General features: G+C 61.2%; 12 protein-coding genes. 5 read left to right on the top strand and 7 right to left on the bottom strand.

Annotated elements, in window-relative coordinates; genetic code table 11:
- The 5 genes from EN914_RS06720 to EN914_RS06700 form a co-directional block, all read right to left on the bottom strand.
- Positions 1-594 (bottom strand): hypothetical protein (locus tag EN914_RS06720; RefSeq protein WP_164778667.1); only part of this gene is annotated, 594 nt, incomplete at its 3' end.
- Positions 591-1421: a glycosyltransferase gene (locus EN914_RS06715; RefSeq protein WP_024503651.1), complete on the bottom strand. Its 831-nt coding sequence runs from the start codon at positions 1419-1421 to the stop codon at positions 591-593. The genes EN914_RS06720 and EN914_RS06715, both read right to left, overlap by 4 nt.
- A gap of 97 nt (positions 1422-1518) precedes the next feature.
- Entirely contained in the window at positions 1519-2544 is a 1026-nt protein-coding gene (locus EN914_RS06710) for an NAD-dependent epimerase (RefSeq protein WP_024503650.1), read from the bottom strand.
- Positions 2544-3818: a nucleotide sugar dehydrogenase gene (locus EN914_RS06705; RefSeq protein ID WP_024503649.1), complete on the bottom strand. Its 1275-nt coding sequence runs from the start codon at positions 3816-3818 to the stop codon at positions 2544-2546. Before EN914_RS06705 ends, EN914_RS06710 begins: the two co-directional genes overlap by 1 nt.
- Positions 3819-3861: 43 nt before the next feature.
- A complete protein-coding gene (locus tag EN914_RS06700; RefSeq protein WP_024503648.1) occupies positions 3862-5139 on the bottom strand; it encodes a sugar transferase in 1278 nt (425 codons plus the stop codon).
- A gap of 512 nt (positions 5140-5651) precedes the next feature.
- Here EN914_RS06700 and ppdK point away from each other — a divergent pair.
- The 3 genes from ppdK to EN914_RS06685 all read left to right on the top strand — a co-directional run bounded on the left by ppdK (position 5652) and on the right by EN914_RS06685 (position 10461).
- Complete coding sequence (ppdK, locus tag EN914_RS06695; RefSeq protein WP_024503647.1) at positions 5652-8330, top strand: pyruvate, phosphate dikinase; 2679 nt, start codon at positions 5652-5654, stop codon at positions 8328-8330.
- Positions 8331-8448: 118 nt separating this feature from the next.
- On the top strand, positions 8449-9552 hold the full coding sequence (locus EN914_RS06690; RefSeq protein WP_024503646.1) for a glycosyltransferase family 9 protein: 1104 nt from the start codon (positions 8449-8451) through the stop codon (positions 9550-9552).
- A 168-nt stretch (positions 9553-9720) separates the two neighbouring features.
- Positions 9721-10461, top strand: a complete 741-nt coding sequence (locus EN914_RS06685) for a polysaccharide deacetylase family protein (RefSeq protein WP_013532742.1) — start codon at positions 9721-9723, stop codon at positions 10459-10461.
- A gap of 35 nt (positions 10462-10496) precedes the next feature.
- Here EN914_RS06685 and EN914_RS06680 read toward each other — a convergent pair whose 3' ends face one another.
- Positions 10497-10886 carry a DUF427 domain-containing protein gene (locus tag EN914_RS06680; RefSeq protein ID WP_013532741.1) on the bottom strand — a complete coding sequence of 130 codons (390 nt, stop codon included), beginning with the start codon at positions 10884-10886 and terminating at the stop codon, positions 10497-10499.
- A 147-nt stretch (positions 10887-11033) separates the two neighbouring features.
- Positions 11034-11390, bottom strand: coding sequence for a hypothetical protein (locus tag EN914_RS06675; protein ID WP_013532740.1), 357 nt, complete (start codon positions 11388-11390; stop codon positions 11034-11036).
- A gap of 182 nt (positions 11391-11572) precedes the next feature.
- Between EN914_RS06675 and EN914_RS06670 the strand changes: the two genes are divergently transcribed.
- Both EN914_RS06670 and EN914_RS06665 read left to right on the top strand, forming a co-directional pair.
- On the top strand, positions 11573-13201 hold the full coding sequence (locus EN914_RS06670) for a fatty-acid--CoA ligase (RefSeq protein WP_024503645.1): 1629 nt from the start codon (positions 11573-11575) through the stop codon (positions 13199-13201).
- Positions 13202-13281: 80 nt separating this feature from the next.
- On the top strand, positions 13282-13881 hold a 600-nt coding region (locus EN914_RS06665), incomplete at its 3' end, for a DUF1499 domain-containing protein (RefSeq protein WP_127389031.1).

The raw sequence follows: 13881 nt of genomic DNA, 5'->3' as shown, positions 1-13881 counted from the left end.
AGACAGGGAAAAGCCAGGTCGTCTCAGATTCCTAGGTCCCAGCAAGGCAAATGAAATCAGCGCTCCGACGAAATAGGAGAGCGAAAAGGCGGCAAGAGCCGATCCTACTTTCGCATCGCCGACAAGCAGGATTATGGCTCCTGCCTGGTATGCTACGGCCTGGCCAATCGCCGACCAACCGTACGCCCACAAACGCAGTTGTGACCTCAAAATCTCTTGAAGTGCGGTGTGCAAGCCGAAAGAAATGATGATGGTCGCGGCAACGGCATTGCCAAATCCCAGCCACGTGAGTGCCAGCCCAGCCAGGACGACAAACAACGCCACAACTGCAAGCACGGTCAAAATGGACGATACGTACTCTCTACCCATTCCCGCGGCATGCATTTTTGCGGAAACCGGCATTATCGAATAGGTCGCGACTCCAAAAACAAGTGTCGAAATAAATGAAACTGTCGCAATCGTCGTGCTGAAAATACCGTACTGTCCAGTCTCCAGATGGCTTCCGATGTACAGCAATGTCGCTATGTTCAGAAGACCAGGAACAATTCGTATTACGATGGCTTCCACCAACTTCCACAGGCTGGCTTCTTTCATGAAGTCACCCGCACGAATGATCTCTTGAGCAAGAACGGGAAACTCAAGATACCAAAGCTCAAACAGGCAAGAACCGCCTTACCCAGAAACCGAACCGACCGATATCGTCCTAGCCAGAATGCCTTGATGTAGATCAAGTTCAGCAACAACATCGGGTATGCATTTTGTCGCTGAAGAAGCCGAATCCTTGCCGTCATCCCCTCCGGCAAATATCGTTTTCGTCCAATCTCGATATTGACACAGATAACGTCGTATTCGATCGCCAATCTGGACCAGAGAAGAGATGTTGGAACACGGCGGAACCGCCCCGCAGGGGGCACGGCAACCCGTTTAAGCAAAGGAGTTCTGATGACCTCCTTCTTGTCGCCGACCACCCGTTCGTCGGCCCGCATCTTTATCAGGTTTGTCCGCTCCAACGGAAACGGCTCTGCTGCCGTCTCTGGGTGGCCAAGAGCCATCGAGAACACAAAACCCGCAATCTTCTCATCGACACCTCTCTGCGAAAGGTGCTCACAGACTTCCGGCAAGCGATCGGCGAAGAGATCGTCGTCATCATCGAAGACCATGCAATAGTCGCCAGTGGCGGAAGCAATCGCCGAAAACATTGCGCGGCCTCTGCCGTCATTCGGGCCAGTGGTGACCACCAAACTGGAATCGCGAGACGCGATTTTCGCAAGCGCTTCGTTCGTTCCGTCGGTCGAACCGTCGATATGGACGCATATCTGCAATGGGCAGTCCGCACGTAGCAGTTGCTGAACCAGCGCCGCAACGCGATCCCGCCGATTGAACGTGGGGATGCAGACGCTCAATAGCGCCTTGGACTGCAATGGATTGCAGACTGCCTGTTTGCGAGCCGTGTCGATTCCATCTGCTCCTGGTTACGTGATCATGGAACAGCGCGGATCAGCCGAGAAACGCCGAGCCTTATCCCCGCCCGAAATAAGCCTTGTACCACTCGACGAACCGCCCGACGCCCTCGGTCACTGTCGTCGTCGGGCGGTAGCCGACCGCCTGCTCCAGCGCCGAGGTGTCGGCGAAGGTATCGGGCACATCGCCGGGCTGCAGCGGCAAGAGTTCGACGATGGCTTTGCGGCCGAGCGCGTTTTCCAGCGCCTCGACATAGGCGGTCAACTTAACCGGGTTGTTGTTGCCGATGTTGAAGATGCGCCAGGGGGCGCTGCTTGTGGCCGGATCCGGACGGCTGGAGTCCCAGGCGGCATTGCCCGTGGCCGGGCTGTCGCTGGCACGGATCACGCCTTCGGCGATGTCGTCGACATAGGTGAAGTCGCGCGTGTGGTTGCCGTTGTTGAACAGTTTGATCGGCTCGCCAGCAAGAATGTTTTTGGTGAACAGGAACAGCGCCATGTCCGGGCGCCCCCAGGGGCCATAGACGGTGAAGAAGCGAAGCCCGGTCGTCGGCAGCCCGAACAGATGGCTGTAGCTGTGCGCCATCAACTCGTTGGCGCGCTTGGTCGCGGCGTAAAACTGCAGCGGGTGGTCGGCCGGACGATGCTCGGAAAACGGCATGTCGGTGTTGGCGCCGTAGACACTCGAGGTGCTGGCATAGGTCAGGTGCGCGACGGCGCTGTTGCGGCAGGCCTCCAGCATGTTGGTGTAGGCGATGATGTTGCTTTCGACATAGGCATGCGGATTTTCCAGGCTGTAGCGAACCCCGGCCTGGGCGGCGAGATGGATCACCCGGTCAAATGCGTGGTCGGCAAAGCAGGCGTCGACCACGCTCTTGTCGGCGAGATTGCCGCGGATGAAATGGTATCCGGCATTGGTCTTGCGGCTCGCTTCGTCCAGGAGCTGCAGTCTCGCCTCCTTGATTTCCGGATCGTAGTAGTCGTTGATGTTGTCGATGCCGACGACCTCGTCACCGCGCTCCAGCAGCCGCTTGGCTACGTGATACCCTATGAAGCCGGCCGCGCCGGTGACCAGAACCTTCATCAGAAGCGCCCATCCGTGACATGCCTGGGAAACAGACCCTTGATGTCGTAAATGACGCCGGGGGTCTTGCAAAGAGCCTGCAGGCCGTCGACGCCCAGAGCGCGGAACTGCCTGTGGCCGACGGCCACGATAACGCCGTCATAGCGCTGGTCGGGAATGTCCTTCATGCTCGCTACGCCGAAGGCACGCGCGCATTCCTGCGCGTCGACCCAGGGGTCCCATATGTCGATGCCGGCATTGTATTCCTTCAGTTGGGCAACGATATCGGCGACCTTGGAATTCCTCAGGTCCGGACAATTTTCCTTGAAGGCCGCGCCCATCACCAGAATCCGGCTGCCAACGACAGGTATTCCCTTGCGCATCATCAGGCGGGCCGTCTGATCCGCCGCATGCTGACCCATGCCGTCATTGATACGGCGGCCGGCAAGAATCACCTCCGGATGATAGCCGAGTTCCTGGGCCTTGTGGGTGAGATAGTAGGGATCGACGCCGATGCAGTGGCCGCCGACCAGACCAGGCGTGAAGCGAAGGAAATTCCATTTGGTGCCGGCGGCTTCCAGCACTTCGGAGGTGTCGATGCCGAGCTTGCCGAAGATAAGCGACAGCTCGTTCATCAGCGCGATGTTGAGGTCGCGCTGAGTGTTCTCGATGACCTTGGCCGCTTCGGCGACCGCAATGCTCGAGGTACGGTGTGTGCCTGCCGGCACGATCGAGGCATAGAGCGCATCGATACCTTTGGCCGCTTCCGGCGTCGAGCCGCTGGTGACCTTGACGATCGTTTGCAACCGATGCTCCCGGTCGCCCGGGTTGATGCGCTCGGGACTGTAGCCGAGGAAGAACCCCTCATTGTAGCGCAGGCCCGAATGTTTCTCGATCAGCGGAGCGCACACCTCTTCCGTGCAGCCGGGGTAGACCGTCGATTCGAAGATCACCACCGCGCCTGGCGAGATGACCTCACCGACCAAAGTCGATGCCATGATCAGCGGTTTCAGATCCGGACGGTTGGCCCTGTCGATCGGCGTCGGAACCGTGACGATGAAAATCCCGCAATCGCGCAGATCGGCCTTGTCGGTGGTGAATGTCAGCCGCGACGCGGCACTGATCTCATCGCTGCTGGCTTCCAGCGTATGGTCGTCGCCACGCTTCAGCGCGTCCACCCTCGGCTGGTTGATGTCGAAGCCGACGACATGCCTGGTGACGCCGAAGGCGACCGCCAGCGGCAGACCGACATAGCCAAGCCCGATGATTGCTATTTTCCTGGAGGCGAGATCCATCTGCTTCCTGCGCTTGCTATTCCAGAGCCATGCTTCGCATTGGTCATCTCGCACCAAAGCCGGTAAGCATCGTTTTCATTGTCTTGAGAGTTATCAAAACATCCAGCCAAGGCGAAAAGTTCTTTATGTAATAGAAATCATAGTGCAATTTTTCCATAACGTCATCGACAGCAGCCACATGCCCCTGATTTACTTGTGCCCACCCGCTTATGCCTGGCCTGACGATATGTCTGTAGCGATAGAATGGCAGCTCAGCCTCGTACCACTGTGACAGCACGACAGCTTCCGGTCGCGGTCCGATCCAACTCATTTCGCCACGCAGGATGTTGATGACCTGCGGCAGTTCGTCGATCCTGGATTTTCGCAGAAAACGCCCGACTCGGGTGATGCGATCATCGTCGTGCCTAGTGATCGCCCTCTCCTTGTCGCTGCCGGCGCCAGAGTGCTGGCGCATCGAGCGAAACTTGTAGACCGTGCAGATCTTGCCCCGGTAGCCCATGCGTTGCTGGCGAAACAGCGCGGGACCATCGGAATCCAGCCGGATCAGCAGCGCAATCAACGCCAGAACGGGGGAAAGAACGATAGTCAAGACAAGTGCCGAGACCCAGTCGACCGCCTGCTTGATCTTGAGGTAGGCCTGGTTCGGATTGAGCGAACCAAGCGTGTTTTCCGACAGGTGCTCGATCTCGACCCGACCGGTCAGCGACTCGCTGACCTGCTTGACGTGGTATACGGGCGTTCCCGAAAGGGCCCGATCCGCGATGTATCGTTCCCACTCCGCGCCAAGATCGGCACGCAGATCAACGACCACGCCGCTGGCTCTTTCGATTATCGTACTGGTCGACTTGATCCAAAACCAATGCACACCCGGTAATGTCTTGAGGCGCTCGACATCTCCGCCGGGAATCACGACGAGCCGGTACGGATCGAGACGCCGCGTCAACAGGCTCAGGCCGAAATACCAGAGCGTGGACTGCGTAAAACTGGCGGCGGCCTGAAACCGGCTGTACTCGAACCGAAAAAAGAAGATGGTCAGGAAAACAGCCCCGTAGGACAGGGCAAATGTCGGCAAGATGTAACTTGCGGCGGCCACGCCCGGGAAATTTCCGATGCGGCGATAAGATAAGAAGCCCACAAGGTGAGCGATGACCGCAGCGGCTACTGTTACCTGAAGATTGGCCGAATAGATAAATTCAGGATTGAAGACAATCCGGATAATCGCCGGCGCAAAAATCGCGAATGTCAGTCCGCCAAGCAGTTGAAACCGAATCCTGAACAGGAAGTGCCGGCTTCCGACGATAGTCGACGCTGCGACATTCAATGTCTTCCCCCCTTCCCCAAGGCTGCCGTGTCGGCGACAGACCAGCGCGATAGTGGATCTGACCTGCTCGCGCACAAAAGCGAATCGGACGTCTCGCCCCCCGGCGATTCGATACAGTCGGAGACCAAGAGCTACGACAGCGCGGCTGCGCCAGCAAGCATCTATTTCTCAGATCAACAGTGCGGGAAATTTTTGATCAACAGCATTGTTTGATGCAATTGAAAAGCTACCGTCTGCAACGCACCAACGCCGAACGGTAGGGCCAATAATGCGATGTAATTTCCAGCACGGCTTCAGCGATCGATCCGTTGGCAAGTCGCTTGGGAGTTGGGCCGATCGGTTTCGAAGCCGCCGCATTCTGGGGCACGGCTTTGCTTAATCGATTGTAGTGGCCGGGCGGCTTTACCGACGCCTTGCCTTTCGCACTGCAGCATCATATCGCTCCAAGGACGGACCGGCGGAACTTTCCGTTTCGCCAATCTTTCCAATCTCCTGCAACCGGAGAGCGATGCATGACCAAATGGGTTTTCACCTTTGGCGATGGTGCGGCGGAGGGCCGTGCCAGCGACAAGAATCTCCTGGGCGGCAAAGGCGCCAACCTGGCCGAGATGTGCAGCCTGGGGCTGCCGGTGCCGCCGGGCTTCACCATCACCACGGAGGTCTGCAACGCCTACTACGCCAACGGCCGTATTTATCCGGCCGGGTTGGAAGCCGATGTCGCGGTCGCGCTCGATCACATCGGCCGGCTGACCGGTCGTCGGTTCGGCGACCCGTCGAAACTGCTGCTGGTGTCGGTGCGTTCCGGCGCTCGCGCCTCGATGCCCGGCATGATGGACACCGTCCTCAATCTCGGCCTGAACGACGAGACGGTCGAGGCGCTGGCCGCCGATTCCGGCGATGCGCGCTTTGCCTATGACAGCTACCGCCGCTTCATCCAGATGTATTCCGATGTCGTCATGGGTCTCGACCACGAAGTGTTCGAGGAAATCCTGGAGGACCAGAAGGGCGGGCTCGGGCACGAGCTCGACACCGAACTGACGGCGCTCGAATGGCAGGGCGTCATCGCGCTCTACAAGGCCAAAGTCGAGGAAGAGCTTGGCAGGCCGTTTCCGCAGGATCCGCACGAGCAGCTCTGGGGCGCGATATCAGCCGTGTTCTCGAGCTGGATGAACAACCGCGCCATCACCTATCGCCGCCTGCACGATATTCCCGAAAGCTGGGGCACGGCGGTCAACGTCCAGGCCATGGTGTTCGGCAATATGGGCGAAACCTCGGCCACCGGCGTTGCCTTCACGCGCAACCCGTCGACCGGCGAAAAGATGCTCTATGGCGAGTTCCTGGTGAACGCGCAGGGCGAGGACGTCGTTGCCGGCATCCGCACGCCGCAGAACATCACCGAAGCGGCGCGTATCGCAGCAGGCTCGGACAAGCCGTCGCTGCAGAAGCTGATGCCTGACGCGTTCCAGTCCTTCGTCACCATCTCCGATAGTCTGGAGAAGCACTACCGCGACATGCAGGATCTCGAATTCACCATCGAGCGCGGCAAATTGTGGATGCTGCAGACCCGCTCCGGCAAGCGCACCGCCAAGGCGGCGCTGAAAATTGCCGTCGAGATGGCGCGCGACAGGCTGATCACGAAAGAGGAAGCCGTTGCCCGTATCGACCCGGCCTCGCTCGACCAGTTGCTGCATCCCACCATCGACCCCAAGGCCGCGCGCGACGTCATCGGCATCGGACTGCCGGCCTCGCCCGGTGCCGCTACCGGCGAGATCGTCTTTTCCTCAGGCGATGCTGAGGACTTGAAGACGCAGGGCCGCAAGGCGATCCTGGTGCGCATCGAAACCAGCCCCGAAGACATCCACGGCATGCATGCGGCGGAAGGCATCCTGACCACGCGCGGCGGCATGACCAGCCACGCCGCGGTGGTGGCGCGCGGCATGGGCAAGCCTTGCGTCTCGGGTGCCGGCTCGCTGCGTGTCGACTACAAGGCCGGCACGCTGATGGCGATGGGCTCTACCTTCCGCAAGGGCGACATCGTCACCATCGACGGCGGCAATGGCCAGGTGCTGAAGGGCGCCGTGCCGATGCTGCAACCCGAACTTTCCGGCGATTTCGCCGCCATCATGGAGTGGGCGGACGCGGTCCGCCGCATGAAGGTGCGCACCAATGCCGAAACGCCGCTCGACGCGCGCATGGCGCGCTCCTTCGGCGCCGAGGGCATCGGCCTTTGCCGCACCGAACACATGTTCTTCGACGGCGACCGCATCGTCGCCATGCGCGAGATGATCCTGGCGGACACCGAAAAGGACCGGCGCGCCGCGCTGGCCAAGCTTCTGCCCATGCAGCGCTCGGACTTCCTCGAACTGTTCGAGATCATGGCCGGCCTGCCGGTGACGATCCGCCTACTCGATCCGCCGCTGCACGAATTCCTGCCCAAGACCGAGGAGGAGGTGGCCGAGGTCGCCGCCGCCATGAAGGTATCGCCGGACAAGCTCAGGCAGCGCACCGAGGCGCTGCACGAATTCAACCCGATGCTCGGCCATCGCGGCTGCCGCCTGGCCGTCTCCTACCCCGAGATCGCCGAAATGCAGGCGCGGGCCATTTTCGAGGCGGCCGTGGAGGCCGGCAGGAAGGCCGGCGCCCTGGTGGTCCCCGAGATCATGGTGCCGCTCGTCGGCCTTGTGAAGGAGCTCGACTACGTCAAGGCGCGCATCGATGCGGTTGCCAAGAGCGTCATGGAGGAAACCGGCGTCAAGATCGACTATCTCACTGGCACAATGATCGAGCTCCCCCGCGCCGCGATCCGTGCCCATGTCATCGCGGAGTCAGCCGAATTCTTCTCCTTCGGCACCAACGACCTGACCCAGACGACCTTTGGCATCTCGCGCGACGATGCGGCCTCGTTCCTGGAAACCTACCGCCAGAAGGGCATTATCGATCAGGACCCGTTTGTCTCGCTCGACATCGAGGGCGTCGGCGAACTGGTGCGCATGGCCGCGCAAAAGGGCAAGGCGACGCGGCCAGACATCAAGCTCGGCATCTGCGGCGAACATGGCGGCGATCCGGCCTCGATCCGCTTTTGCGAAGAGGTCGGCCTCGACTACGTATCCTGTTCGCCCTATCGCGTGCCGATCGCCAGGCTGGCGGCCGCGCAGGCAGCGGTGCTGGTTGCGAAGACAGGCCGCGCATAGGGTCCATCCAGCTTACCGTTTTGTAAGGCAATTCACGCGAACGTGCTGGCGGCGTCGTGTAATCTCGACATTGTTCCTGCCCAATTTGCGGCCGTCCGCAAATTGCTCCCGGAAACAGATGCTGCAGATTTCTCCCGCGCCGCTCCGCTCGATCCTGGTCATTCAAACCAAGTTCATAGGAGATCTCGTCCTCGCCTCGGCGCTCGCCAAGAACCTGCGGCTCGAGTTCCCCGGCGCCAGCATCGTCTTTCTGTGCGAGGCTCGCTTCGAAAGCTTCGTCATGGCCCATGGTATCGCTTCCGAGGTGGTCGCATTCAGGCGCGACCGCATGCGCGGAACGCCGTTGGAGCGCGGGAAGGAGCTTTACGCGATGGTGCGGGCGTTGCGCCGCTTCCGATTCGACCTGACCATCGACCTGAGCGATTCGAAGACGTCGCGCATCGTCACCGGGCTCGTCAACGCCAAGACCCGTGTCGGTTACAATCCTTCCGAAAGACCTTTGCGTATGCTGGAGCGGCAGCCCGCCAACGTCTTTGCCAAGCCCTACGGCTTTGATGGCGAGCATTTCCTGTACCGCTACCTCTCGCCGCTCGAAGCGCTCGGCATTGAACTTCGCACGGTGATTCCGAACCTTCAGCCGCTGCCATTGGAGACGGCGAAAGCATTGGCGCTGCTGGATAAGCACCATCTGCGGCCAAATGCCTTCATCGCCGTGCATGCGGGTGCAAGCTTCGAGGGGCGACGTTGGCAGCCGGAGCGGTTTGCAGCAGCGATCGTCGAGATTGCCGGCGAGACCGGCCTGGACGTCGTGCTGGTGGGCGGCCCGGACGAGCGCGAGATCGCCGAACGCATCGTCGCCAGGACCGCGCCGTCGGTCGTCAATCTCGTCGGTGACCTTTCGCTTGAAAGCCTGCTGGCGGTGCTGAAACAGGCCCGGCTGTTTCTCGGCAATGAGAGCGGCCCGATGCACATGGCCGCGGCCACCGGGACCCCGGTTGTCGGGCTGTTCGGTCTGACGGAGCCGTCGCGCTGGGGTCCCGTTGGCGTGCCCAGCATCTCGCTCCAGCCGCCGATGCCTTGCGCCTGCATGGCCGAGGACCTTTGCCGCGCGCCGGATCCCAGCAAGGCATGCTGCGTCTGGGGCCTGGAGGTCAAGCCTGTGGTCGACGCGGTGCGCGAGGTTCTTTCGCGCACCGAAATGCAGCTGGAATGCGTCATCTGAGATCATGGGTCGCATGCACGACTCTCGACGCGGTGGAATGACCCCTTCGCCGCAGGCACGGTCACATTGTCGCGTGGAGCGCTTTTCTGCTATGCATCATCCTGATTTCCGCCTTCATGCGGGTCTTTGGGATGCCTGCTTGAAATGACGGGTCAGGAAATCGGTTTGATGCGCCTGCTGCAAAAAAATCTCTGGATGATCGCCATGTCGTTGGCGATGGCATCCGCCGGCCATGCCGCGCCGCTCGTCGAGCCGACGCTGCACATCAGGCCGCAGGCGAGCGGCGCCGGCCGTGTGGCACTCACGCTCGATGCCTGCGGCGGACAGACCGACAGCCGGATCCTTTCGGCGCTGGTGGACAACAAGATCCCCGCCACCATTTTCGTGACCGGCATCTGGCTGAAGCGGAACGCCGCCGCCGTCGAGATCATGCGGGCGCATCCCGATCTGTTCGAACTGGAAAATCACGGCGGTCACCACATCCCGGCGGTCGACACGCCGCGGAAAATCTACGGCATCCGCAGCGCCGGCAGCCCGGATGCGGTGCTGGCCGAGGTCGAATCGGGAGCCGCCGCTCTTGCCGGGACCGGCGAGCCGGCGCCGAAATGGTTTCGTGGCGCAACCGCCGAATACAGCCCGTCGGCAATCGCCATGATCCGCAAGCTTGGCTTCAAGGTCGCGGGATTCTCGATAAACGGCGACGGCGGCTCCTTGCTCGGCGCCAAGGAAACCGCGCGGCGCATCGCGGCGGCCAAGGACGGCGACGTCATTATCTCGCACATCAACCAGCCGACCCATGCGGCAGGCGAAGGCGTGGTGCAGGGGCTGCTGGCGCTCAAGGCCAAGGGCTTGACCTTTGTGCGGCTCGACGATGCCGAGGGCATCGGCAATAACGGCACCACGGAGTGAGTGGCCAGCCGAGCGTATCCCGCTTCGGCGTTGGCTCAGTCCGGTTTGGCTTCGATCGTGACCTTGCTGGCGTAGAATGCGCCGTGGTTGCCGATTTCAGCCATCTCGTCGAAAGGCCGTTCATAGGCCCACATGGCGTTCTGGCCGGTCTCGCCGGCAGGCAGCACGCTCCAATAGCTTGCATCGCCCTTGTAGGGGCAATGGGTCGAGTGGTCGGTGCGGCCAAGCTTGCCGAAATCGATGTCGGCGAACGGAATGTAGAAGGCCGCCGGATAGGGAGCTTCGGTCAGCACCTTGGCCTTCGCTGTTGAAGCGATGACCACGTCTCCGGCGCGCACGGTAACGGTGCCGGCATAGGGCTCGATGGTGATGATTTTGTCCGGGTTGCGTTGGAAACCGGGTGCGGGGTTGGCGATCTGATCCATGCGGCGGCTCTCCTTGCGTCGACTTTGAGATGTGTCGCGCAAACGCATTGTTCAAGGCCTGCCGTCGCCATGCAACACGCAAACACCTCCCCAGGCCGGCACTGCCGGATCGCGCCTCCGAATATCCTCGATACTTGTCGTCAGCTGTCAGGCAGCGGCCTTGAACACGTCCATGAGACCGGCATAGGCGGCAGCGATACCGGCGACCGGGTTGCTGCTTCTCGATACGGTCTCGACCTTCAGGGAACCACCGCCGGTCGGCAAGGTGAGCAGCAGGAACTGGCGGTTTCCGCCATCGCCGACTGACGCGGCTGCGACGTGCTGGTCCTCGCCCTGGTTCTGGACGCACATCTTGAACAGCAACGTGCCGCCGACCGCTTCCAGCGCGCCGCCGACAACTTCAACAAATTCATCTTCGGAAACAGTCTTTGTGTCCGGCACCAGATCGGCCAGACTTTCGGCAAGCGTACTCTCGAGAGCCTTGTCGTCGAGCTGCGCGTCCATGCGAACCTCTTTCAGTCGCCAATCGCACCCCTTTGCCCGTTAACGAAGCTTAACGCCGACGATGGCCGGATTGTGGCGGTTGTTCCCAATGCAGTGCTCGGCCGTATTGGCGGCTGGACAATCCGTCGGTTCGCTCCACAATGGGACAAAAAGCACAACGCAAAAGCGTGAGGGAGGACCGAATGCTGGGACTGATGCAGGAATGGCCGCTGCTTTGCCATAAGCTCATCGACAATGCCGAGCGGCAGCATGGCGTGCGCGAGATCGTGTCACGCTCGATCGAGGGGCCGATCGTGCGCACCACCTACGCCGACATCCATCGTCGCGCCCTGAAGGTCGCCCAGCGGCTGGAGCGCGACGGCTATGGGTTGGGCGACCGCATCGCGACGCTGGCCTGGAACACCGCCCGCCACATCGAGGCCTGGTACGGCATCATGGGCATCGGCGCCATCTACCACACGCTCAATCCGCGGCTGTTTCCCGAGCAGATCGTCTGGATCATGAACCATGCCGAGGACAAGGCAGTCTTCGTCGACCTGACTTTCGTGCCGCTGCTCGAGAAGATCGCCGGCGCCGTCAAGTCGCTGAAACAGGTGATCGTGCTGACCGACAAGGCACACATGCCGCAGACGACGTTGCCCAATGTGGTCGCCTATGAAGAGTGGCTTGAGGAGGCGGATGGCGACTTCGCCTGGAAGACCTTCGACGAAAGCACCGCCGCAGGCATGTGTTACACCTCCGGGACCACGGGCGATCCCAAGGGCGTCGTCTACAGCCACCGTTCGAACGTGCTGCACGCCATGATCGCCGCCATGCCCGACGCCATGGGGTTGTCGTCGCGCGACACGATCCTGCCTGTCGTGCCGATGTTTCACGCCAATGCCTGGGGCCTTGGCCAGAGCGGGCCGATGATCGGCGCCAAGCTGGTCATGCCCGGCTGCAAGATGGACGGCGCCTCGATCTATGAATTGCTCGATACCGAGAAGGTGACCTTCAGTGCGGCCGTGCCGACCGTCTGGATGATGCTGCTGCAGCATCTGGAGGAGACCGGCAAGAAGCTTCCCTATCTCAATAAGGTCGTCATCGGCGGCTCGTCCTGCCCGCGCGCGATCATGACGAAGTTTCAGCAGAACTACGATGTCCAGGTCATCCATGCCTGGGGCATGACCGAAATGTCGCCGCTCGGCACGCTGTGCACCCTGAAGCCGGACTATGCTGGTCTTGAGGGCGAAGCCCGGCTCGATGTCCAGCAGAAACAGGGCTATCCGCCGTTCGGCGTCGAAATGAAGGTGACCGACGACGACAACAATGCGCAACCCTGGGACGGCAAGACATTTGGCCGCCTGAAAGTGCGTGGGCCGGCCGTTGCCCGTGCCTATTATGGCGGCGCCGGCGTGGAGCAGTTCGACGGGGATGGCTGGTTCGATACCGGCGACGTCGCCCACATCGACGCCGGCGGCTATATGCAGATCACCGATCGCGCCAAGGACGTCATCAAGTCCGGCGGCGAATGGATTTCGACCATCGACCTCGAGAACCTGGCTGTCGGCCATCCCGATGTCGCCGAGGCGGCAGCCATCGGCGTCCACCATTCGAAATGGGGCGAACGGCCGCTGCTGGTCGTCGTCCGCAAACCGGGCAAGGAACCGAGCAAGGCTGATATTCTCGACTTCATGGACGGCAAGGTGGCCAAATGGTGGATGCCGGACGATGTCGCCTTCGTCGGTGAAATTCCGCACACCGCCACCGGCAAGATCCAGAAGATCACCTTGCGCCAGCAGTTCAAGGATTATCGCCTGCCGACGGATTGACGCGATGTCGCATGTTTCGGCTTCATGGCATCGCAAAAAGGTTCTAAGTCTCCGTTCGGGTTGGGGTGGTGCGGCAATCGATGGCAAGTATTCCTGAACGGCAAACGTCGAGGGCGGCCGGATGGTCGCGGCGCACGGCCGCTTTTTCGTTGGTGCTGCTGCTGACGGTCTTTGTCGGCCATCGCTTCGATCTCGTCGAAACACCTGTCTTTCTGTGGGTGCTCGGCATTGTCGCGCTGCTGGCGGCGATGGCGCTGTTGTTTGCCGGGTTTGCCTTTTCGCGGCTCTGGAATTTCGGCGACCGCGGCGGTCGCGACCTGACGGTCGGCGCGCTGCTGGCGCTGCTGGTGCTCGCACCCTACGGCGTCGCCGCCTACTGGGCGACGATCTATCCGCCGCTCAGGGATATCTCGACGGATTTCGACGAACCGCCGGCGCTGGACGTGAGCGACCGCACGAAGGATATGAACGTGCTTGCGCCGTCGACGCCTGGGGAACAGCGGCTGCAGACCGATAGCTATCCGCTGGTCAGCGCACGCAGCTACGACCTGCCGTTCGAGACTGTCGTCAATGCTGTCGAAACCGTACTCGATCGGCGCGACTGGGATCTATCGGAACCCTATCCTGATCTCGCCGGGCAAAGCGAGGTGACCATCACCGCCGTCGCCAAGGGCTTCGTG

The sequence above is a fragment of the Mesorhizobium sp. M7A.F.Ca.CA.001.08.2.1 genome, assembly GCF_003998455.1.
GTDB classification, from domain to species: Bacteria; Pseudomonadota; Alphaproteobacteria; order Rhizobiales; family Rhizobiaceae; genus Mesorhizobium; species Mesorhizobium ciceri.
The sequence above is the reverse complement of the archived record's forward strand: the minus strand, read 5'-3'. Positions and strand labels throughout refer to the sequence as shown.